Origin of the sequence: Xenorhabdus aichiensis (genome assembly GCF_028598775.1) — a bacterium.
Classification (GTDB): domain Bacteria; phylum Pseudomonadota; class Gammaproteobacteria; order Enterobacterales; family Enterobacteriaceae; genus Xenorhabdus; species Xenorhabdus bovienii.
The window spans coordinates 1-22,435 of the sequence record NZ_JAQRFO010000062.1 but is presented as its reverse complement, the minus strand read 5'-3'; the positions used below and the strand labels follow the sequence as shown (position 1 = coordinate 22,435).

Sequence of the window (22,435 nt, the reverse complement as noted above, 5' to 3'; positions counted from 1 at the left end):
CCACCAAAATTGCCGTTTGTCACAACCTTCGTATTCCCCGCCATCGGGTATTTGAGGGGGTTGCACAACGAGGAAAAACGAGTACAGGTTGGTTTTATGGCTTTAAACTTCATCTGGTTATCAATGATTGCGGTGAACTTTTGGCCGTGAAGTTAACCACAGGAAATAAGGATGATCGTCACCCTGTCAAATCGATGGCAAAAGGGTTAACGGGATGCTTATAGGGTGATAAAGGGTATTTATCACAGGCTTTATGTGATGAGTTGGAAGCTGAAGGGGTCACGTTAATCACTAATGTCCGTAGTAACATGAAGGCAAAAGCGTTATCTCTCTGGGATAGATTGATGTTAAGAAGGCGATTCTTGATAGAAACGGTCATCGACCAGCTCAAAAATATTTCTCAGATAGAGCATTCAAGGCATCGCAGTCAGCTCGGTTTTCTGCTGGAAATCGCTGCGGGTCTAATTGCTTATACATTCCAGCCTAAAAAACCGAGCTTGAATTTACGGGATACTGATATCGCTATTCTTAAACGAAGCTGAGGTTAATTAGATAAAAACACTAACACTCACATAGCAAAAACAATAACTGTACCGTTAAGTTAAAAGAGTTCAGTCAATCCCCCAGAAGACACAGAATTTGTATCACTTATCACGAGCGGTATTTTTATCCAGCCGCATTTAAGTATGTAATTAATTATTTACACTCGATGTAATCTGAATTTGACAGCTATAAATCAATCCTTTAACCTGCCAATCTTATAACTATTTTTCAACATATTCAGAAGCGAGGATCGCGTGAAAAATCGCACTATTGGTAGTATTTTTATCGTCGCTGGAACGACAATTGGTGCGGGGATGCTGGCAATGCCACTGGCTTCGGCAGGTGTGGGTTTTGGAACAACACTGGTCATGTTAGTCGCCCTGTGGGCATTGATGAGTTATACAGCTCTCCTGCTGGTAGAAGTCTATCAATACAATGAACCCGATACTGGGCTGGGAACCATTGCAAAACACTATCTTGGTTTGAAAGGCCAATTATTGACCGGATTCAGTATGCTGTTTCTGATGTATGCCTTAACATCGGCTTATATCAGTGGCGCAGGTGAATTACTGACCAGTAGCATTAATGCATGGGCAGGTTCTTCACTCTCATTGTCAACGGGCGTGATTTTATTCACCATAGTTGCCGGAGGCGTTGTCTGCATTGGAACCAGTTCCGTCGATTTCATTAACCGGATCTTATTCAGCGCCAAACTGATCTTTCTGATACTGATGCTTGGCCTGATGATGCCCCACATTCGCCATGTCAATTTGTTATCCCTGCCCGTTGAGCAAGGCCTTGTGTTATCTGCGATCCCTGTCATTTTCACCTCATTTGGCTTCCATGGCAGCGTACCCAGCATCGTACGATATATGAAAGGAGATATCCGTAAATTACGCTGGATATTTATCATCGGTAGTGCTATTCCATTAGCGGCTTATATTTTCTGGCAATTGGGTACTTTGGGCAGCATTGCTCCCACCTCATTTATGGGAATATTAGCCGAAAAATCCGGTCTGGATGGTTTATTGCGCGCCATTCGTCATGTTGTCGCCTCCCCCCAGACAGAATTATCTGTCCGGATGTTTGCCAATCTGGCACTCGTGACATCCTTTTTAGGCGTTGCCTTAGGCTTATTTGATTTTCTGGCTGATTTGTTCAAACGTCAGGATAATATAGCGGGAAGGTTTCAGACAGGGTTGCTGACGTTTGTTCCCCCATTGGTTTTTGCGTTGTTTTATCCCAAAGGTTTTATAATGGCTTTAGGCTATGCGGCTGCTGCACTGTCAATTTTAGCGCTGTTACTGCCGAGTATTCTGGTATTTAAAGCTCGTCAGCAGCATAAGCCCCAATATCGGGTCTTTGGCGGAACCCCCGCATTAGTTGTGGTTTTCTTGTGTGGTATCATTCTGATTGCCATTCAGATTGGCATTGTCGCTGGAATACTGCCTGAGGTAGGGTAATTCATAAAACTATCCGCATCGATGAACGATGCGGATGATCTCGATTATACTTTCCATCTTTCACGTTGCTGCTTTGTTGGCTGCAAATTGAAATCTATTAAGTATAGGTTTATTAGAAGCTGAAACCGGCACCAATATAAAAACCTTCTGAGACTTTATTGTTACGGTTACCATTTTTTCCTTTCAAATCAATAACACGATAACCAGCATCCACAGTCAGCGGCCTAATTAAAGTATAACGGACGCCCCCTGTTGCCTCTGTATAAGAATCAACGCCTGATGTCAGCCCTGATGGTGCTCCATAAGCCTCACCATACAGTGACAAGGAAGGCAACACCGCCCAACTAAGGCCAGCACCCGCAGCCAACGCGACGCCATCTTTCCCTGCTTTTGGCGACAGATAAAGCACTTTACCACCAACGCTTGCCGTTATTGGGCCTACAGGCAGAGCGAAAGCGGTGCCCAAACTACCAATTTGACCGTTATGATCACTGCGAGTCCAGTTTCCATTCAAAGATAATCCCGCACTTTTATCACCTAGCCCCACAGATGTACTTGTGTAATGCTTTCCAGCCTGTACATTCATGGAAATTGCATTTGCCGCGCCAGACACAAAAAGCAAACTGGCCACGCTGACAGCAATGAAACTTTTCATACTCTTCTCTTCCCAAGGGGTGAATACCAATACTATCTGAGATATTTTACTGAAGTCCAAGTAACACCATAGATAGTGCACGTAAGTAAATATCTAAATTTATCAAAATATGTATACCCCTGCATCTTTATACATAACCCGATTTATAAATTAATTAGATATAACCCATTTTTTCCAGTACCCATTGCTTGACCTGCTGGCGTGAAGTTTTTATCCCGCCATTTTTCAATTGTACAGGCAGAAGATAACAAACCACAGGGCGTTGAAATGCTGCGAGCTTATCAGCAAGCCAGTTATCAAGTGTTTCCGTAAGTGTAGGATATTGGGTTTCAATCACCACAACGGGCCGATGTCCAAATTCACTATCAGGAATGGGTACAACAAAATTCTGCAGGATCTGGGGATGTTGGTTAATAATCCGCTCTATATCTTCAGGCTGAATCCCCTCTCCCCCACTGAAAAATTGATTGTCGAGGCGCCCTAAAATACGTAATTCGCCCTGTTCGAATATTCCTCTGTCACGGGTCAAAAACCAGCCATCGGTATCTGCCAGTGGCTTCAATTTTCCGTCAAGCCAATAACCCATAGCGATGCTGTCAGCGCGGATCTGAATCTCTTCATCCACCAAGCGAATATCCTTACCCGGTAGTGGATTTCCCACGCCTGATAAACCATCTGCCCGTTTTGCACAGACCGTTGACGCCATTTCTGTCAGTCCATAGCCACACCAGCAATGAATACCAAGTTGTTCAGCCTGTTGAGTCAATGCAGTCGGTATCATTGCCCCACCCAAGAGCACTGCTTTTAAAGTGAACTCATGTTCAAGCGATTGTTCAAGCAAACGCCAGAGTTGAGTTGGTACAAGTGACGCATGGGTACAGCCAGATAATGCACGATCCAATGGATACAGATCTCGCAACACCAATTCTGCACCTATCAGCAACCAGCGCCAAAGAATGCCCTGACCGGAAACATGAAACAACGGGAGCGAAAGCAGCCAACTGTCATTTGGCTGAAAATCCATGCAGGAGAGGAGCCCCTGCGCACTGGCAAGGTGAGCCCCAATAGAGTGGACCGCCGCCTTGGGTAATCCAGAAGTGCCTGAAGTCAGGATCATACTGGCAGGGCGATGGCTATCCCACGGCACCCATTGCTCTGGTATTACGGATAATTCAGGTTGCCAATCAAGTTTAATCGCCTGAATGGCAGATGAAGGGGAATCGGTAAAATCGATGACAAATGTCATGTTCAGCCGAGGAAGCAATTCCGCCAACAAAGGCTCAGGGAGTTGCGGATTCAGTGGCAAGACTCTTGCGCCACATTGCAATGCACTGAGATAACACAGCAGGAGATCCGCACTGTTTTTTCCTCTCAGGATCACACCCCTACTTTCCCACAGCCCCTGTTGGTGAAAATAGGCAGCGATGACGTTGATTTTTTCCGCTAATTGTCGCCAGGATAACGTCTCTTCATGCAGCTTGACGGCCTGCTTCTCTGGGTGGAGCATCGCCCAATGATGCCACGGCCATTGCGCCCATTCCGCTAATGGCATTCATTGCTCCATACAGTGTCCAGATCATCTAGCGCCACACAGGGAATAGTACTTTCTGGCCAGCAGCGGATGAGTTGTGACTGAATCAGATCCAGCGTATCCAGCCCGGGAAGAGTATCGGGTGTCAGCCAATGTGCGAGACGGGCGAGCTGTGTCAGGCCAAAACTGGTTTCGATGCTGGAACTGATTACCGCTTCCAGCCCTGCCTGATGAGCATCAGCAACTAACTGACGACAGCGGGCAATACTGCCAACCAACATCGGTTTGATGACAATGGCCGCAACGCCTTCCTGTGCTTCTACCGTGAAACCCGCTTCACGCACGCTTTCATCCCATGCGATGGCAATTCCTGTATCACGGGCAAATGCCAAGGATTCTTCACGGGTTTTGCAAGGTTCTTCAAGAAAAGCAATTCGTTGCCGGTAATCGGGATTGACATATTTTGCGAAATCATCGGCTTTTATGCGTGTCCAACTGCGATTCGCATCTAGCCGCAACTGGAGATCGGGTACGGCTTTCAGCAGGACATCCACCACCATGCCATCCCGCACCGCTTCATACAGCCCGACTTTCACTTTAGCAATCTTTTGCCCAGTCATATTTCCCAGACGCAAAATCACGTCATCAGGATCGCCCGTACATAGTGGTGCTTTGCGATAATCAGCATCTTCGGGTAATTCACCCTGTAGTTCAGCGAGGGCACAACTGATACCAAACGCCACGGAAGGCAGTTCACTCTCTTCGGATCCTACCGTTAATCCCTGTTCGTTTTGACACCACTGTTGCAGCCATGTCACGGCAGCATTTTTGGCCTGTTCCAGAGTTTCATGACTGAATTCGGGTAGCGGGGAGATTTCCCCCCAACCACACCGTTTATTTTCCTGCAAATACACCAGAAAGCCATCACGGGTTTTAAGACGTTGATCACGCAAAATAACACCTGCCTCCATAGGCAGGCTGAATGAATATAAGGTCGCTTTCCGCATTATGGATTACGCTTGAATTTACTGAAATCAGGGAGACGTTTTTCGTTGAACGCATTGCGTCCTTCCTGCCCTTCTTCGGTCATATAGAACAACATGGTGGCGTTCCCCGCCAGCTCCTGCAAACCCGACTGCCCATCGCAATCCGCATTCAGTGCAGCTTTCAGGCAACGCAGCGCCATTGGGCTGTTCTCCAGCATTTCACGACACCAGCGCACGGTTTCTTTTTCCAAATCCGCATAAGGCACAACCGTGTTGACCAGCCCCATATCCAGCGCTTGTTGGGCATCATATTGACGACAGAGGAACCAGATTTCACGGGCTTTTTTCTGCCCAACGATACGCGCCATGTAAGATGCGCCCCACCCGCCGTCAAATGACCCGACTTTAGGGCCTGTCTGACCAAAGATCGCGTTATCTGCTGCAATGGTCAGATCACACATCAAATGCAACACATGTCCACCACCAATGGAATAGCCCGCAACCATAGCAACAACCGGTTTCGGGCAGGTTCGAATTTGACGCTGAAAATCCAGCACATTCAAATGATGCATGCCGTTGTCATCCTGATAACCGCCATAATCGCCACGGATCTTTTGATCGCCCCCCGCACAAAACGCCTTTTCCCCCATTCCCGTCAGGATAATCGTACCAACTTCGTCATCATAACGAGCATCTGCCAGCGCCTGAATCATCTCTTTTACTGTCAGGGGACGGAACGCATTACGCACCTGTGGGCGATTGATAGTAATCTTGGCAATACCATCTACAGATTTATGGTAGAGAATATCTTCAAACCCTTGGGAGCAATCTTGCCATTCAATGGGTGCGTACAATTTTTCTTCATTAGGATAAAGCATTGCTGAATCTCCTTAACCAAAAAGTGATAAAAAATGGTTCACTTCGGCGGCAAATGCCGCAGGGTTGCCATTATGAGCGTTATGCCCAACCTGTGGGATGGTTTTTAACGGCAATGTATATTGCTTCGCGATGTTCTGAAATTTCTCATCATTTTCCCCACATAAGTAGGCAAAATGTGTGGTTATTTGTTGCAGAGCAGGAACCAGCCACGGCTGATACCCAAGTGAAGTATTTTCCAACATATCGGCAATCCGGCTTCCCCTGTTTTGGCTGCGGCAATGGATAAGTTGCTCACGCTGCTCCGATGATAAATCGGCAAAAACAGGCTGTTGATACCAATCGGCAAGGACAGTCTCCATCGATTCCTCACGAAAACGCTGCACCCAATACTGATCATGCTGTAATCTCGCATCACGCTCCTGTTGGGAAAACAGCCCGGGATTTCCGCCTTCCACCAACACGCCCCGTAACCCTTCATGTTGGCCGTAAGTCGCATGGTACATAGCAATGCGGCCACCCAGTGAGTAGCCAATCAGCCAATAGTCATGGATCTGATGCTTGAATAAGGTTTCATTCAGAAGAGTGCTCATCTCAGCGAAACCCCCTGCCACAGCGATATCGGCCGAATGACCGTGGCCAGGCAGGTCAATGACTAGCGAGGCATACTGATTGCAAGCATTCACCAGGGGTAGCCATTCATCACCGCATCCCAACAGGCCATGCAGCCAAACCAGCCATGTTCCCGACTTATCCGAATGAAATACCTGACTGGCGAGTTTCACAATGCAGCCACCTGTTTCCGTAACTCTTGCAGGCATCTCGCGCCTTCGCTGTCTGTGACTTTTAATTCAATCAGTGTCGCTGTTTTTTGCCCCCACGCCTGTTTAACACGTTGCTTTAATTCAGGCCAACTTTGTGGCGTCACATAATTCAGACCAAACATGGCAGCAGCGTGATCAAAATTGACATGTTGTGGCATACAGTAAAAACGCTGGCGCGCTTCTTCTGGCGTAGGCAGTAATGAAAAAATCTGGCCGCCATTGTTATTGACGACAATCAAGATCATCGGTGCGGAAAGATCACGCAGCAAAGCTAAACTGTTTAAGTCATAGAGTGCTGAAAGATCCCCGATAATTGCCAGCGTCGGTTTGTTCGTTGCCCTTTGTACTCCTGAGGCTGTTGCAATCAGCCCATCAATACCACTTGCACCACGATTGCTGTAAACCGGATAACCTGCGGGGAGTTGCCCCAACGCATCAATCAGACGGACAATCAAGCTATTACCGACAAACAACTGTCCCTGTTCTGGCAGTAATTGATGCAGTTGATACGCCACTGCCGCCTCACCAAATTTTCCATCCAATCTGGCGTTGACACATTCAAGTGCTTGCTCTGACCATGAGGTCAATTCATCTGCCCAACAAGAAGAAGTAGGCTCTTGCGTGGAGTCAGCAGGATGTTCCCGTAGCCAATCAGCCACATAACAAGTAAATTTCCGTCCTTGGTGGTTCGCTGGGTCAAGCCTGCCAACAATCGGATCAACAATCCAGAATTCTTCTGGCTGACATTGAGCCTGCCATTGCAACAATCTTTTTCCAGTCAGGCTAGAGCCAAATTGAATCACTAATTGCGCCTGTGCCAGAATTTCCTGAGCACGGGGATGATTCAGCCATAAGTCAGCACAAGGCAACGGTTGCCCAGTTTGGGACAGCACATCGCTGATCAGTGGCCAGCCCATTTTTCTTGACCACTGTGCAACGAGCAGACCTTCTTCTGCATTCATCCGGCCAGCCAGCACAACGCCCCGCTTGTTCTGCCACAATCCCCAATCCTGCACTTTAGATGTAACATGAGTTTCTGGCTGCCTGAGCCACGGTTGATTTCCCTGCCACCACTCTCCCAATGTTTGTTGCCAATCTTGATACGCGATCACATCATTGCCATACAAAGGTTCAGCAAACGGGCAATTAATATGCAATCCCCCTTGTTTCAAGTTCGACATGCCATTATCGACGACAGAGACCAGCCAACTGGCAGAGATCTCTGTGGTCGGGCGCGGCAGTGAAAGCGTCTGAGTAGGGTGGGAGGCAAAAATACCGATCTGGCGAATAGCCTGATTCGCACCACAATCAATTAATTCCGGTGGCCTGTCGGCGGTGAGAAATACCAGCCGCTCGCCTGTCAGACCGGCTTCAATCAAGGAGGGATAGAGGTTGGCAACCGCGGTTCCTGACGTCACGATAACGGCAACCGGTTCTTTACTCGCCTTCGCCAGACCCAGCGCCAAATGCCCTAATCCCCGCTCATCAAAATGAGTATGGCAGATCAGTTTAGCGTTCCCTGCGGCTGATAATGTCAATGGCGTGGAGCGGGAACCGGGGGCAATACAAACATGACGCAATCCATGACGGGTCAGTGCTTCCAATAAAAGTTCCGCCCAACGGCGGTTAAGTACGCTGTTTGACATATCGATGCTCAAGAACTTCCTTTCAAATCAAAAAATAAGGTTCAAAAAAATAGGGCACATTATATAAGGCTTTCTTTATCGTAATACCCGTAGAAACGATTTCTTTATCTTAGTTCAATAAATTGTCATTTAATTAGTAATATTTCCCCTACAAACTGGGAGCATAAGGTCAATTGCCAATAAAATCGGGCGTTTTCTGCCAGAAAAAAGAGAAGGGATGAATAAGAAAGGGTCAAGCCAGCCATAAAAGGAGATTATGGCTGGCAACATGGACTTAATTATAAATGATGGATACCTTTGCGGTGGCGTTGGCTTTACCTGCGGTGATCACACTTTCTGTCTGGATATAGTGAGCTTTGAAAGGAACCGAGTAAATTCCCGTCTGGCTGGTGCCAACCTTTAAAACGGAATTTATCATGACGGGTTGATCCTGATACAGAATCTGAAGACCAATTCCTCCGGCCGTAAAATGGCTCCCTCTCTGATCAAGCGCTAATATACGGTTGTCATTTGACACTGTATTTCCCTCAAATTTTAACGTAATAGGAATATTGTCGTCACAATCCAGATCAATACTGAAATCTTGTTCCCCCGCAGTACGCGGATTACCTGACAATTCCCACATCCCGATTGATCCCATGGGGACAATAATATTCTTTTTAGCCAAGATACAGCTTTCAGTTGTGACCAATGCATCATGAATATGATAAGTATGCACAATAGTAGAACCCACATAAGCTTGAATCACCCCATTTTTAATCGGGCCAGTGCCTGTTTTGGGGTTTGTCTTAATCAGTTCTATATTAGAACCATACATCCGTATGCCTATCCCAGGCACGCCTGAATCATAAGTATCATCATTTCTGCTACTGGTTGGCGTATAACCGATAAATCACAGCTCCAGGCATATCGCTTCTGGAAATAGTCACCTTCGGTTGAAACACGGCAGATAAGTCATGTTGTTTCCTTCCTTCTTTAATCCGGCAGCTTCCCTCACTGCCATAAACATCGGCAGCCAAACTCACCAGCAGGATAAATATTGCCAGTAAAAATCGATAATTTTGACGGAAAATCAGCATAAGCCTGATCCTGATACGGTGTTATTCACAATTCACCTTCATTGTATAAATGCCAGATAGAGGATGGCCTGATAATGTTTGCTTTTCCGGCAAGGTATAATTGGCTAGACACGTTTTGGCATTCTGAGAGCCCCATTTAACCTGTAACTTTCCACGGGTTGGCATTCCCGTGAAATAGGCTTGCCCTTCACTGCTGACAATTGTGCTGTTGGACTTGTCAATATCATGCTGTTTCTCCAGCGTCGCAATAGCACCAAAAGGCACTGGCTGGCCTTGGTATGAGAGAAACATCAATACCCTACTGCCGACCCGTGTCTGAAAATTGGCCAGAGTAAGCGCGCCTTTTGTCGGAACAACAAATTGCGTATTGATATCAATATCAACATCATCAGCAAAGGAATGAGGATCAAGTGCAACCCGGTTTTTTCGGTAACTGCTGGCATAAGGCACAACGGCATAGCCGTTCCAGTCGGTGGTAACGCCCGTATTATTGGCTACCTTGACGCCTTTTGCGCCTTCGGCTCGAACCAATACCGCAGTTTCACCCAGTTCCTGGGAGAAAGTCAGGCCGTAAGGGTGTGCAACAATTCCCCCACTAACGCCGTAATTCAATTGCCTGCCATGGTGCTGGTAGTTATAACCAGCATTAAGCCGGCCATAGGCTCCCTTATATCCGGTATGAATATTTCCACTGACGCCATCCCCTTGGTTGGTATAGCTCTGTTGCAGGCTGTAATGCAGGTTATTATCCTCCAGTACCGTACCGTTCAGGCTGACCTGTTGCGAAGTGGGGCTGTTTTTACCTGAAGTCAAGCTGTAACTGGCCCAACTATTTTTCAGCCAGCGGTCGAGAGGCACATGAACGCTGAATGAGAATAATTGATCATGATTGCCAGAGTCGGGAGTACGGCTATAGGTATAATTCAAGCCGTAATTGATACCCCGGTGACTCATGTTATAACCCGCACCGAGACCACGTTCATGACCACTCTGCCCCCAGTAATCCTGCTGGAATGCCGTGACATACAACCCGCCGAAATCCCCCAGTATTTGATTAACTTGCACTTGTAGTTTGCTTTTCTTATTGATACGGCCAAACAACCGATTGTTGCCATTGAGGTTATCAGCATGATTGGCATCATCGAAATCGTAAAAACCTTTAGTCGAGTAACGATACCCTGCCACAGTTAAATGAGTTCCTGTCAGTGAAAGCGCTTTCAGATATTGCAGTCGGTAAGCCTGCCCTTGGGATTTTTTGTCTGATAGCAATTGAGTATTAGCATGGGTGGCATCAAAAGAAAGCGAGCCGAAATTGCCCAAATCGATTCCTGAACCTAACACCATAGATTGATAATCACGGGATAACATGACACCACCATATGCGGTGAGATTATTGTGAAGCCCATAGATCAAAGTACCTTGAAAGAAATAAGGTTTGCGGCTGTGGCTATAGGGTGAGCGGTAATGTCCCATTGTCAGCGAATATTTCAGGCTGTCTTTCCTCAGCATAATGGGCGCAGCAGAAAACGGTTGTATAAAACGACGTTCCCGGCCATCCGCTTCTTTAATAATGATTTCTAAATTCCCACTGGTAGTGGTTGGATAGAGATCGGTTAATACAAATGGCCCCTGTGCAACATAAGTCTGATAAATCACATAGCCATTCTGCTTGATTGTCACCTGAGCATGACTTTGAGCAATCCCGCTTACAACCGGTGCAAAACCTTTCATACTGTCCGGCAGCATATTTTCGTCAGAAGCAAGCTGAATCCCGCGAAATTCTATCCCATCAAAAAGATAAGAAGGCGTGAAACTATCACCGACGATCAACTGCCCTTTGAGAGCATGAATATCACGTTGAAGATACGATTTAATACTCCGCCAATTTTTGCGCTGACTGGTATAAGTGGAATAATTTCGTAAACGCCATGCCTGCCAATTAACGCCGGTTTGCAGATTTAAATAATTGCTCTGATGAGTTCTCCGATTATCCTGCCAGTTTGTTGACCCACTATAATGGTAGTTAACCAATAAAGCCGTCATTCCCTGATCCCATGATTCAGGCGAAATATAACCTCTCACCTGATGATTCAGTGCAACTTGGGGAATACTGATATCCAGCCGTTGTCGATTAAAATCAAACTGCGTGCTGGCTGAAGGAATATATTCGCTGATATTGGTAATCACCTCTTCTGACGGTAAGTTCATCAACACCGGAAAAGCGTCGAGTTTCACCCCCAAATCCTGCAATTTTTGCACAGTGAGTTTTGGCCGCAGTTCACCATCCTTTAAAATAAATTCAACATTCCCTGTATCAATACTTTCTTTATTTAAGTAGGTATCGACCCAATATTCACCGGGGGGTTGCTTGGAAGTATTAAAAATAGAAAGATCGATATCATCAGGAAAATCATCTCCTATTCTCAGCGCATGGATGTTGAAATCATTTTCAGCATAAGATTTAAAATGATAAGAAAAATTCCCTATCATGATAAATATAGGCAGCCATAATCGATAATACTTGCCTTCGCACAATCCCTTGGCAAGATTATGCTTTATATTTTTTGACATATTCAATCTTCTGACAATCTAATGAAAATTAATAAATAACCTAAAGATCTGCGAATTCTTCCTGTGTGACTCCACCGTAATCATTGATTGCTTTCCAGCTGACATTTTTCGCATTTTTGACAGGCAATGGCCAACTTGATTGGCTAAAGGGATTAATCATACCCGCCCCTTCGATTTCTTTTCCGTCCACTTTTAGATGTGAAAGAGAAATAAAATAAGGTGTGGAATTCTCTGCAATTAATACACCATTTTCTTTCCTGAACTTGATATGCTTATAAGCCTCCCCCGAGTTCTCTTCCAGTTGTGTAGGGCGGTAGAATAGTTTTAATCGCGAGTTAACAACAATCTGTAACTGATTGACATCTGCACTTGATTTTACAGTTTCAGGAATAGACGTCACATTTAGCCAGAATATAGACTCCCTATCCATTGGCAATCCATCACCCACTTTAATAATACGCAAAATATTTTCGTTATTTGCGGGTAACTTAAATAAAGGGGGCGTCACGATAAACGGAGTTTTGGTTTTCTCATTTTCATCCTGAATCCAACTCTGAATAAGGTAAACAGATTCTTTCTCTAAGTTATTGACAGATACAGAAACTTCTTTTTTATCACTTAAGTAAACAACCCGAGTTCCTCCAATAACCACACCACCCGCCATTGCAAAGTAACTACTGGAAAAATATAAAAACACCATTATCAACAAACGATGACACTGCACGGTAGTTTCTCCAATAAATCATGATTAATGTATTTAATTAAATAAGGCATCCCTGCCTTGTATTTAAGTGTGGAATACCGTGATTTATTAGTTATACGCTACAGTAAAACGCGCTACCGCATTAGCAGAACCCGCGGAAACATTGTCATTCGTCGCTACGTATTTAGCAACAAACGGCAATTCTGCTGCTCCTTTTTCAATTGCATATGATTTAGAATCTTTATATAAACCAACCAGCTTGTCTGAGTTATCTTCATAAATACCGATAGCAACGCCCTTGGCATTTTTGCTGTCTGTTGTCAGAGCTAAAAGTTTGCCTTTGCTTTCATGAGAAGAACCATCAAATTTAACAAGCGCATTTTTAACTTCGGTTGGGCATTCAGTTAATTTAATACTGAATTTTGTTGCTGCCGCAACTCTACTTTCACCAGCAAATTCTTTAACACTCACCTTGCCCATATTCACCGTTTGATTTGCAGAAGCGGCATCAACTTCACACGTTTTATCCGTTATTTCACCTTTAAAATTAACCGTACCAATAGTCGCATTTGCAGTTGCAGCAAACAAAGAAGATACAAATAAAGAAGAAATAAGCAACTTGGATTTCATTAAATTAAACCTCATTAATCAATGCACAAAAACCATTCCCCGCGACTTGATACAATACGATAGGGAAATTAGTTCATTAACTTAATAGATACTCATACCGCATGTAACGTACCTATAATCATTGTCTTTTATCCACTCACCACTCACCCTCTTACGTGGCCTGTTCAAGGGTTTGTTTTGCAAATTACAGATAAGACAAGATAATAATAGCTTTAATATCATATAGATCAACATAATAAATCGATAAATATTAATATTTAGAATAATACACCAAGATATTGAGAAATATTTACTAAATGTCATTATATATAGATGAAATCAATGAATATAATTCTAAATATTTAAATATTTAAACATAATATATAATTATCAAACTAATTATTATTATCATGCACTAAATCTTAACGATAGTTTTTTTATCATCATAAAATAATTAATTAAGTTATATTTTTATAAGTTATTAATTAAATTAAATACACATAAATACTTTAAATTCAAATAGATAACTATAAACATGAAAAATAAAATGAATAAATATCCATTTGATAGTTTATTAAAAAAACTACCGGATTATTTTTTTAATAATGATTTTATGAGAAATGAGTTATTAAAACATACGTTATAGTAAATAAATAAAATTAGTTTTTACTCACCCATGAGAAGGGGAATAATGTTCTGGGTCAGAACCAGCAACAATCCCCACACCCATGGACAACGATAACAGATTGTCTTGGCCGTGTGTACAATGCTATCCAGTCGCAATGGCGTCAACAAGTACATGATATAAAATAGATAACTGAAACGCTGACAAGGCTGCAAACATTGAAAAAAATAGGTCTGAAAACAGGTTTTTCTATTTTAAGAAAAATATTATTTTCAATATGAAAAAATCTCAAAAAGAAAACTTTTTAATATAAATAAGTGTGGATCTTATCTTCATAATGAAACAGAATTAACTTCAACCCATTATCTAGCCATGGATATCGTTAACAATGAAAAATCCTTATTGCACTGTTGATGAATTAGGATTCCCCCGATTTGATGGTATTGACTTTCTTAGATATAAGGCTCTACCCAATAACTCAAGACTTGTAACAGGTGAAAATTACTTATGGGCATATAAAGCGGCTTATTTACATTACAATAAAGATTTAATAATCAATTATGCACACAAAGAAAATATTCCTGTTCTCTTACTGGCTGGTGTTGCTGTTGCGGAAGCAGGTGGAACACCTGATAGAATCAAGGCATATGGCGTTCTGCAAATCAGGCAACTATTCAATGATAATTTTAATGGTAACAATAAAAAATCAAACGCTACATCAGTTGGTGTATTAGCCATACAGCTAAGAGCAGCCGCAGAAACTCTAGGCATAGAACCATCGACACTAACGACAACTCAGCAACTCCAACTAGCTAATTGCCTGCTAACTGATGATTTTAATATAAGCATCGTTGCAAAACACCTAAAAGACCTTATTCTTTTCGATAACCCTAATATGGAAGATACAAGTATATTAACTGACGAACAATTAATATTAGCAGGCTCAAGATATAACAGGGGAATAGAAAGAGATAAAAATGATATTATAAAATCAATATCTGCACCAATTGGCACACCAGAAAGAGAATATAGTTCATATGGAAGAAGAATACTGGAAAAGAAAAAATCCATATATATGATATTAGGAATAAAGGAATGAAAAAAACAACAATAATAATATATTCAATATACTATATATGTTGCTTGTTTATTATATACCTCTTCTCTTTTTTTGAAGAAGAGGTATATATAGATGGAAAAGAAATAAAAAATGCCTGTATCGCTTATAGAGCATTAGTTGTTGATGACATAAGGGATATAACCGCCCCTATTTCAATACTATTCATAATCCCTTTACTCTATTTAGCAATAAGAAATAAATTCAAATCATTACCCATGAATATAGTGTCATTGTCACTACTCGCATACTGGGGATGGCGTTTTTTTATAAGGCTAATAATTTGCTAAACCCTCCTGAAAATCCAGGAGGGTTTTAAAAATCAATATAACCGGTCTTCCCAGAAACTGTATCCAGAAGTACCTGCTATATGATGTTGCCATGTTATACTTGCATACTTAACTGAAATCAGTTCTTCAGGTTGATTATTAGAATGATTTATCGAATGTGGATAACAAACATTAATCCTATCCAAAAAAGCCTTTTGTATTTTTACAGAATAATATAGCTCATTACCCCCAGACATTGATGTTCTATAGAAAAAGAATTCAATCTCAAGTTCTTCATTATTAGATATAGCCACACCAAGCAATGGTGATGATTTATCTATTGGTTTAACAAATGAAACTGGCCTATGATTGACATTCATCGCTCTTGTAATTTCATGGTCAAAAGAAAGAACTAATATTTCATCTGTATGACCAGACTGATATTTATTTCCTATTGAATCAAATGTAGAGCATCCAGCAGAAATTAAACCTTGTTTTTTCCCTTTTATCGTTGCATAGATTAAATTAGCCACATGAATTCCTTATACAAAAAATACTGACATTAGGAAAATATTCCAGCCGGTTAGGCAGGAACCCATAGTTCATAAAAAATACTACTATAATAGGACTGCAAATTAAAATGAAAATAACACATAAGTAAAATATTATTCATGTAATTCATTATTGAAATAATAACCATGAAATTAAACTCGCTATATTACTGATTTAATTATTTAATTATTTAATTAAGAAGACAGTGCTGGCAAAAAATGGCGGCAATGATCCAAATCTGGATACTATTGTTTTATAGGCTTATTTTCATGGCTCAGATCTGAGCCATCATAAAAATCAAAGGGTTGAAAAGTGTAACAGGGAAGAAGTAAAAATGTTCATGTTGGTATTCAGAACATGCTTACTCAGCTTTATGAGATAAAGAAAGATGGTTGTAATTTAAATCATAATAAAAATCAAAAAATTAAGGCTATAATTACTTTTTCAATGATTGATAGGCTCACACATGCCCAGAAGGAACAGCCGGGAGAAACTTCCGTGAAAACCGCTCACACTTGACTGAAAGTGACGATGCCGCTTTTCGAGAGCTACCTTGAAATATTCATCTGAACATCCCGTACTCTTGCGGGATTTTGAATTATTGCATAGAGCCTGTAAAAATCGATTAATAATAATCAGAGAAGCAATAATTATGATAATGAAGTTTACCTTCTCTCAAAAGCAAAAAGCCCCGCGAGTGCGAGGCTGTATTCGAAGCGTCGGAATTATTTCACGACGCGAACAGTTTTAACATCAATCTCAACACTGTTCCAGTCTTTGTCCACTTCGCCTTCGATACGAATTTTATCGGCCGGAGTGACTGCCTGACCCAACCAGCGTTTGTCATCAATGTCAACGTAAACAGAGCCGCTGTTATCCCTGAACTCATAGAGTTCGTGACCAACCTGTTTAACAATGCTGCCTTCCAGAACAACCCATGCGTCATCACGAAGGGATTTTGCCTGAGCAACGCTGGTCAAATCAGGGGCTGGGCCTTTAAACCCACCTTGAGTGTAACCTGTGCTGTCCGGGGAAACGAAACCGCCCTGCTGTGCCAAGGCGCCAAAAGAAAGGGTGCCGAGAATGATAGCACTCAATGTTTTTTTCATGGTTTTCTCTTTGGTTGTGCAAGCAATAGACCCCGCGGGAACGAGGTCTGATAATTCAATAAGCTGTGTGAAACGGCTACCAATTTAGCACAATAAACCGACTTTTGTAATTACGTAACCTGATTGATGATTTCTTTTTGTACGCATTTATCCAGCTCCAAAGTGCCCCCTGATACCGCCAGAACGCCTTCGATAAATCCTTCTGTTGACTATAAGCTGAAATTTTCCAAGCGGCCTTATCTAAATCAATTTCAAACCATTCAGCCTGACGAAGTTCCCTTGGTCGAACACCTGTTAATATAAGAATACACAAATCTGCCCTAACTATCTGGCTTCCTATATATTTATCAATAGAACACAGATATTCAGGCAGTTCATTTACTGAAACATGAGCATAGTTACTCAAATCCTGTTAGAATTCGCGGCATGAAATAGGCATTTATCATAGTGAATTGACAGCAAATAACACCAACAGGTTAATTAAATGGAAAGTCTGTGCCAGAAACTGAATGTTCTGCGTAAAGTTGATAACTTCTTAATGGCTCATAAGCCTAATAACAGCACAGGTGTTAAGCGATTTATTTTAGAGTTTCTTTTCTTTGGCTTGATTAATGCACGCTCGTGCTTATTTGCCGGTTTCTTTTTTTTGGCTTTATTTTTGGTTCCAGCAAAAGGCATCGTGGGCATACCGCGTTATGATGTACTATTAGTATTTGCAGTGACCTTTCAAGCATTACTAATATGGTCAAAACTCGAAACATGGGATGAATTGAAAGCGATCTGCGTCTTCCACTTAGTCGGTTTTATGATGGAGCTATTTAAGACATCAGCATCTATTAGTTCATGGCAATATCCTGATGCTGCGTTTACTAAGCTTTGGGGAGTCCCACTATTTACAGGTTTTATGTATGCGGCCGTGGGGAGCTACATTATACAATCATGGCGCTTTTTTAAGGTACGCATTGAGCATTACCCACCGTATTGGATGGCAACACTGGTAGCACTGGCAATTTATATCAACTTCTTTAGTCATCATTATATTGATGATTATCGCTGGTACTTAACTGCTTTTATTTTCGGTTTGTATGCACGTGGTACTATTTTTTATACGCCGTTGGATCAAGAATGCAGAATGCCACTATTACTTGCTTTTATACTGATTGGTTTTTTTATTTGGTTGGCGGAAAACTTCGGTACCTTTTTTGGGATCTGGCAATACCCGAATCAATTAGGCGCTTGGTCTGTTGTTCATGCAGGAAAATGGGGGGCATGGTCATTATTGGTGGTTGTTACCTTTACGATTGTCGTTCACCTTAAACATATCAAAGCGAATGTGGCAATTGCCCGTTAATTTAGTAATGTTACCTTATGCCCTTGGGGTACTGTGGCTGGCAACAAGAACTTTGGCTAGCACACTGCAATGAACCTTGTGCATTTATCGGTTATGTGGGTTGGGATGAAATAAAAGACAGGCTCGATGAATTCGTTTCTCTAGAAAACGATCTCGCAGAGTATGGTTTTTCAATTGACGATCTTTCCCGTTGCCTACGTAATAACGGTGACTGTCAGGGATATCTATTCCACTGCCTCCACTGCGGCAAACTACGCCTGTGTTTTGATTTCAGCTAATAGCACAATGTTTATCTATCCGGATTTAACGGGGTGGTAAGACACCCCATATCATCGTTTTTATTCATTCATTAATCGAATAATCTGCTCCGCCAATTCAGGTGTTGCAGCAGTTAACAAGCTTGAAAAACAGCGATAACACGCATCGAGATCACTGTACAACATCCAGCCTTCCTACCCTTGAGCGACATATACAATAGTTGAGATAGCTGGAAAGCCAATCACACCGGCAACAGGTTCACCGTTTTCAATATAAGCGATTAATGTATTAAATAATGGCACACCATAAATAAACGCTCGCGTGCCATCAATCGAATCAATGATCCAACCTGACTCAAAAGTTTCGCTCCCTGCAAGACCAAACTCTTCACCAAGGGTACCGGCCATCCGCGCCATTAATAAGTTACAAAATAGTTGTAAACTTAGTTTTTTGTACTGTCTGGCAAACTCGTGGCGATTTATGTTTAAATCTTTATTGTGTCAGCCCGCAACGAGAGGCGCTTAAAGGATTTAGCTAGATCCGGCAGCTGACAAGAATTATCCCGGCTTAGCGCCCCTTCTTCTTACGCCCAGGTTGGGTAAAGCGCTTACGGGAAGCAGAGTTGCCGTCGGATTTTTCGGCGTTTTTCGGCCCGTTAAAGCCCGGCTTTTTAGCTGCAACGAGCTTAGTCTGCGCTTTTTTCGCCGGTTTTTCTTCGGACGATGAGTTTTCAATCAGCTTAAATAATTCGATCAGTTCATCGTCGGTCAAATCTCGCCATTCGCCCTGTGGCAGCCCTTTCAAGTTGACGTTCATGATGCGCGTGCGCTCAAGCCTAGTAACTTCATAGCCAAAGTGTTTACACATGCGGCGAATCTGGCGGTTAAGCCCCTGCACCAGCGTGATACGAAACACAAAGGGAGCTTCTTTCTGCACTTTACATTTTTTGGTCACCGTTCCCAGCATCGGCACACCTGCGCTCATGCCCTGAATAAACTCATCGGTCACCGGTTTGTTAACTGTTACCACGTACTCTTTTTCGTGATTATTTCCGGCACGGAGAATCTTATTGACCAGATCGCCGTGATTAGTCAGAAAAATCAGTCCCTGGGAATCTTTATCCAAGCGCCCGATCGGGAAGACGCGCTTGCTGTGGTTAACGAAATCACTAATGTTATCCCGCTCACTATCTTCCATCGTGGTGATGATACCAACGGGCTTATTCAGCGCGATAAGCACTAGGTCTTCTTCATCACGCGGCTCGATCAGCTGACCGTTAACTTTCACTATATCTCCGGCAAATACCTGATCGCCAACGGCGGCTCGCTTACCGTTAATAAAAACATTCCCCTGTTCGATGTAACGATCGGAATCGCGACGGGAACAGATGCCGCTCTCGCTAATGTATTTGTTAAGACGAATAGATGGGTTGGTCAGCATGATTTCTCCGTAAAAAGCAGACTATACCTTACCCGAGTTAAGTTGCGAAGTCTGATCGAGGCGAATTGTGCAGGGCTATCCTACCCCTCTTTGATGTTTAAGGGGTCAGAGTCGGTATTAATGGAGCCGTCCGGTATGGAGACAGCCTGTCGATTACGGTTCTGCTCTTTTACGAACGAGATTTATGGCAATCCTGTTTTTGTGGTTCTGCCAATTAATAAAAACATCTTCGAACCGCTGAAATTGACAGGTTGCATACTGCTTCCCTTACTCATCCTGAGCGGGTGAACATCAAAGCCACCTATCCCGAGCCTAAAACCACTGCCCCCTCCGGCATGGATGATGCAGCCACCGCCCGACCTACTGACATCGCTGTCAGAAATTATTGGGTACTCAGAAAACAAATTGCCACCACAGAGCAAATGATACTGGGATTGCAGGAATATGTTAGGACGCAGTGTCAGTGAGCGATGAGAGGACGGCAGGAATGCGCCGTCCTCCTTGATTTTATTATAAACAAAGTGTGGGAACTCCCGGAATAGGTATCACTTTGCAGACGCTCATGCAAGCGTTCCATTCTGGGCTATCTGGAGTAAATACCGCACTACAGGCCATAGCATAAGTCTGCATTGAAGCTAAAAAAGTAGTGCCTGCCAATAGGTAAAGAAGAAGATATTTTTTCATTTTACTCTCCACTTGTAACGTTATTATCGAAAGATTAATGAGCCTAATAATATTAGCTCCATCCAACAATAATCTAACAACACTTAACAATTAGTTAACGTCCGAGACTAAAATCAATATTTCTTTACCCATTCCCTTGAGTGGTTAAAGGAATGTTGATAATACTGCCTGAGATTTTCCGATAACCTCTATTGCATCATTGGCTGCCATAGAAATTCGTAAAAAATGGCGATGCCCACAGGGATAATCAGCCAAATAGGTCACTACATAGTTTGTTTTTTTCATTTCAATCACCTTACTTCACACCAAACAGTTTTTTGGGTTCTGTCGCATTAAGGAAATAAAGTTAGTCAAATAGATATTGATGCTATTTCAGGCGGCTAATAGATAAAACATCTCTGCCGGAGACACTCCCTTATCTTCAGATTGTCGGTATTGCCCTTTGCGCAACATAGATACGAGCTCGATACCGGCTAAAATCGTTTGGGCTCGGTGAAACGATTTAAACCCTAACATCGGCCGTATTCGGCGTTTGATGTTCCGGTGGTCTTGTTCAATGAGATTATTGAGGTATTTATTTTGCCGGATTTTAATCGCTTCTGACTTTGATTTTTCGGTATTCAGTACGGCTAACGCCGCAGTATTGGCACCGCTTTTATCGATTGTGACAAGGGTAGGTTCACCGTGTTGACGTAGGGCTTTACGGAAAAATCGCAATGCGGCTGCGGTATCCCGATCCGCTGTCAGTAAAAAATTAATCGTCTGGCCAGCAGTATCAACAGGATAATGCAGGCGTTTGAAGGATTTTCGGATTAAAGACATGATCAGAGCACCAAGTAAAAGTTGCGATATTACCTGAATGCTCTTTAATGCGACAGAACCCTATATATACCCCCTGACTGGGGTACATTGCAATAGATGCCAGTAGACGTTAATAGAGTGTCATTTGGGAGTTTTCGTTGATTTTACTGGGAAAAGTAGACTTTAAGAGGGAGGAGAGATTCGAACAAGCAAGTTAATTAATTGATTTATATATCATAAATTTACCATTAAAATAAACCTATACACACTGCTATACACAGAAAAATTTAGTGAATAAAAATGGACAGTTGAGCAAAAAATATCAGCTTTGTTCGACTCCTTCTTTTTCCGCTAACTCAGGAGTCGAACACAGATATACTATTCAGATATACATCCTTCACCACTATAGGGCAGAAACTTGCCCTTAAGATGGGATATCACACCTTGCGGCAACCGTGGTGATTTCCACCCTAGTTGCTTAACTCATTGATTTATCCGAGGCCGTCACTTTGACCACCCGAGACATCTCTTCCGTAAATTCGTCTTTATTCCAACTGTTGGGAAAATCCCAATGGTTACTTTATGTACTGGACAAAAGGAATAAATTCATTGCGTTTCAACGTATTACTTGGACATAACGGTCTGGACAAAACGCATTAACCCTTTGTTTCTAGCTCACTCTTTTGGGCACACCTCTTATTGAGTTGTGCAAAGTTTGTGAGTCAGTATTACTGCCGCGCAAA

Annotated in this window: 22 protein-coding genes and 3 pseudogenes; 7 read left to right on the top strand and 18 right to left on the bottom strand. The window is 42.7% G+C overall.

Annotated elements, in window-relative coordinates:
- Window positions 1-542, top strand: a pseudogene (locus PSI22_RS19205) (IS982 family transposase); the annotation flags it as partial.
- Between the two features lie 255 nt (window positions 543-797).
- Complete coding sequence (tyrP, locus tag PSI22_RS19200; RefSeq protein ID WP_273581132.1) at window positions 798-2,006, top strand: tyrosine transporter TyrP; 1,209 nt, start codon at window positions 798-800, stop codon at window positions 2,004-2,006.
- Between the two features lie 112 nt (window positions 2,007-2,118).
- Here the strand turns inward: tyrP and PSI22_RS19195 are convergent, their stop codons facing one another.
- The 11 genes from PSI22_RS19195 to PSI22_RS19145 all read right to left on the bottom strand — a co-directional run bounded on the left by PSI22_RS19195 (window position 2,119) and on the right by PSI22_RS19145 (window position 13,507).
- Window positions 2,119-2,661 (bottom strand): YfaZ family outer membrane protein, encoded by a 543-nt coding sequence (locus tag PSI22_RS19195; RefSeq protein ID WP_273581131.1) that lies wholly within the window; start codon window positions 2,659-2,661, stop codon window positions 2,119-2,121.
- Between the two features lie 154 nt (window positions 2,662-2,815).
- Window positions 2,816-4,213: an o-succinylbenzoate--CoA ligase gene (gene menE, locus PSI22_RS19190; RefSeq protein ID WP_273581130.1), complete on the bottom strand. Its 1,398-nt coding sequence runs from the start codon at window positions 4,211-4,213 to the stop codon at window positions 2,816-2,818.
- Entirely contained in the window at window positions 4,204-5,199 is a 996-nt protein-coding gene (gene menC, locus PSI22_RS19185; protein WP_273581129.1) for an o-succinylbenzoate synthase, read from the bottom strand. Before menC ends, menE begins: the two co-directional genes overlap by 10 nt.
- Window positions 5,199-6,056, bottom strand: coding sequence for a 1,4-dihydroxy-2-naphthoyl-CoA synthase (gene menB / locus PSI22_RS19180; protein ID WP_273581128.1), 858 nt, complete (start codon window positions 6,054-6,056; stop codon window positions 5,199-5,201). The genes menC and menB overlap by 1 nt, the downstream gene beginning before the upstream one ends.
- Window positions 6,057-6,068: 12 nt before the next feature.
- On the bottom strand, window positions 6,069-6,875 hold the full coding sequence (menH, locus tag PSI22_RS19175; RefSeq protein ID WP_273581127.1) for a 2-succinyl-6-hydroxy-2,4-cyclohexadiene-1-carboxylate synthase: 807 nt from the start codon (window positions 6,873-6,875) through the stop codon (window positions 6,069-6,071).
- On the bottom strand, window positions 6,836-8,524 hold the full coding sequence (gene menD, locus PSI22_RS19170) for a 2-succinyl-5-enolpyruvyl-6-hydroxy-3-cyclohexene-1-carboxylic-acid synthase (RefSeq protein ID WP_273581126.1): 1,689 nt from the start codon (window positions 8,522-8,524) through the stop codon (window positions 6,836-6,838). Before menD ends, menH begins: the two co-directional genes overlap by 40 nt.
- A gap of 274 nt (window positions 8,525-8,798) precedes the next feature.
- Window positions 8,799-9,341, bottom strand: coding sequence for a fimbrial protein (locus PSI22_RS19165; protein ID WP_273581125.1), 543 nt, complete (start codon window positions 9,339-9,341; stop codon window positions 8,799-8,801).
- A gap of 49 nt (window positions 9,342-9,390) precedes the next feature.
- Window positions 9,391-9,603 (bottom strand): hypothetical protein, encoded by a 213-nt coding sequence (locus PSI22_RS19160; RefSeq protein ID WP_273581124.1) that lies wholly within the window; start codon window positions 9,601-9,603, stop codon window positions 9,391-9,393.
- A gap of 21 nt (window positions 9,604-9,624) precedes the next feature.
- Window positions 9,625-12,174: a fimbria/pilus outer membrane usher protein gene (locus PSI22_RS19155; RefSeq protein ID WP_273581123.1), complete on the bottom strand. Its 2,550-nt coding sequence runs from the start codon at window positions 12,172-12,174 to the stop codon at window positions 9,625-9,627.
- A gap of 40 nt (window positions 12,175-12,214) precedes the next feature.
- On the bottom strand, window positions 12,215-12,898 hold the full coding sequence (locus PSI22_RS19150) for a fimbrial biogenesis chaperone (RefSeq protein WP_273581122.1): 684 nt from the start codon (window positions 12,896-12,898) through the stop codon (window positions 12,215-12,217).
- A gap of 87 nt (window positions 12,899-12,985) precedes the next feature.
- Window positions 12,986-13,507 (bottom strand): fimbrial protein, encoded by a 522-nt coding sequence (locus PSI22_RS19145; RefSeq protein WP_273581121.1) that lies wholly within the window; start codon window positions 13,505-13,507, stop codon window positions 12,986-12,988.
- 992 nt (window positions 13,508-14,499) lie between these two features.
- Here PSI22_RS19145 and PSI22_RS19140 point away from each other — a divergent pair.
- Window positions 14,500-15,210: a hypothetical protein gene (locus PSI22_RS19140; protein WP_273581120.1), complete on the top strand. Its 711-nt coding sequence runs from the start codon at window positions 14,500-14,502 to the stop codon at window positions 15,208-15,210.
- Window positions 15,207-15,518 carry a YjeO family protein gene (locus tag PSI22_RS19135; protein ID WP_273581119.1) on the top strand — a complete coding sequence of 104 codons (312 nt, stop codon included), beginning with the start codon at window positions 15,207-15,209 and terminating at the stop codon, window positions 15,516-15,518. The genes PSI22_RS19140 and PSI22_RS19135 overlap by 4 nt, the downstream gene beginning before the upstream one ends.
- A gap of 32 nt (window positions 15,519-15,550) precedes the next feature.
- On the opposite strand, the gene PSI22_RS19130 is transcribed toward PSI22_RS19135, so the two are convergent.
- Window positions 15,551-16,030, bottom strand: a complete 480-nt coding sequence (locus PSI22_RS19130) for an Hcp family type VI secretion system effector (RefSeq protein WP_273581118.1) — start codon at window positions 16,028-16,030, stop codon at window positions 15,551-15,553.
- Window positions 16,031-16,774: 744 nt separating this feature from the next.
- On the bottom strand, window positions 16,775-17,158 hold the full coding sequence (locus PSI22_RS19125) for a YgiW/YdeI family stress tolerance OB fold protein (RefSeq protein WP_273581117.1): 384 nt from the start codon (window positions 17,156-17,158) through the stop codon (window positions 16,775-16,777).
- A 484-nt stretch (window positions 17,159-17,642) separates the two neighbouring features.
- Here PSI22_RS19125 and PSI22_RS19120 point away from each other — a divergent pair, with 484 nt between their 5' ends.
- Both PSI22_RS19120 and PSI22_RS19115 read left to right on the top strand, forming a co-directional pair.
- Window positions 17,643-18,509, top strand: coding sequence for a DUF817 domain-containing protein (locus PSI22_RS19120; RefSeq protein WP_273581116.1), 867 nt, complete (start codon window positions 17,643-17,645; stop codon window positions 18,507-18,509).
- A gap of 26 nt (window positions 18,510-18,535) precedes the next feature.
- Window positions 18,536-18,787 (top strand): annotated as a pseudogene (locus tag PSI22_RS19115) (CbrC family protein); the annotation flags it as partial.
- Window positions 18,788-18,961: 174 nt separating this feature from the next.
- Here PSI22_RS19115 and PSI22_RS19110 read toward each other — a convergent pair.
- Together PSI22_RS19110 and rluF are read right to left on the bottom strand one after the other, a co-directional pair.
- Entirely contained in the window at window positions 18,962-19,249 is a 288-nt protein-coding gene (locus PSI22_RS19110; RefSeq protein ID WP_370689049.1) for an inositol monophosphatase family protein, read from the bottom strand.
- Window positions 19,250-19,334: 85 nt separating this feature from the next.
- Window positions 19,335-20,207: a 23S rRNA pseudouridine(2604) synthase RluF gene (gene rluF, locus PSI22_RS19105; protein ID WP_038244016.1), complete on the bottom strand. Its 873-nt coding sequence runs from the start codon at window positions 20,205-20,207 to the stop codon at window positions 19,335-19,337.
- 242 nt (window positions 20,208-20,449) lie between these two features.
- On the opposite strand from rluF, the gene PSI22_RS21645 reads away from it, so the two are divergent.
- The gene (locus PSI22_RS21645) at window positions 20,450-20,674 is read left to right on the top strand and encodes a lysis system i-spanin subunit Rz (RefSeq protein ID WP_442316501.1); all 225 of its coding nucleotides are present in this window, start codon (window positions 20,450-20,452) and stop codon (window positions 20,672-20,674) included.
- A gap of 43 nt (window positions 20,675-20,717) precedes the next feature.
- Here PSI22_RS21645 and PSI22_RS19095 read toward each other — a convergent pair whose 3' ends face one another.
- The 3 genes and pseudogenes from PSI22_RS19095 to PSI22_RS19085 form a co-directional block, all read right to left on the bottom strand.
- Window positions 20,718-20,891, bottom strand: coding sequence for a hypothetical protein (locus PSI22_RS19095; protein WP_273581114.1), 174 nt, complete (start codon window positions 20,889-20,891; stop codon window positions 20,718-20,720).
- Between the two features lie 144 nt (window positions 20,892-21,035).
- A complete protein-coding gene (locus PSI22_RS19090) occupies window positions 21,036-21,176 on the bottom strand; it encodes a hypothetical protein (protein ID WP_273581113.1) in 141 nt (46 codons plus the stop codon).
- 87 nt (window positions 21,177-21,263) lie between these two features.
- Window positions 21,264-21,683 (bottom strand): annotated as a pseudogene (locus PSI22_RS19085) (IS6 family transposase); the annotation flags it as partial.
- Window positions 21,684-22,435 lie beyond the last annotated feature (752 nt).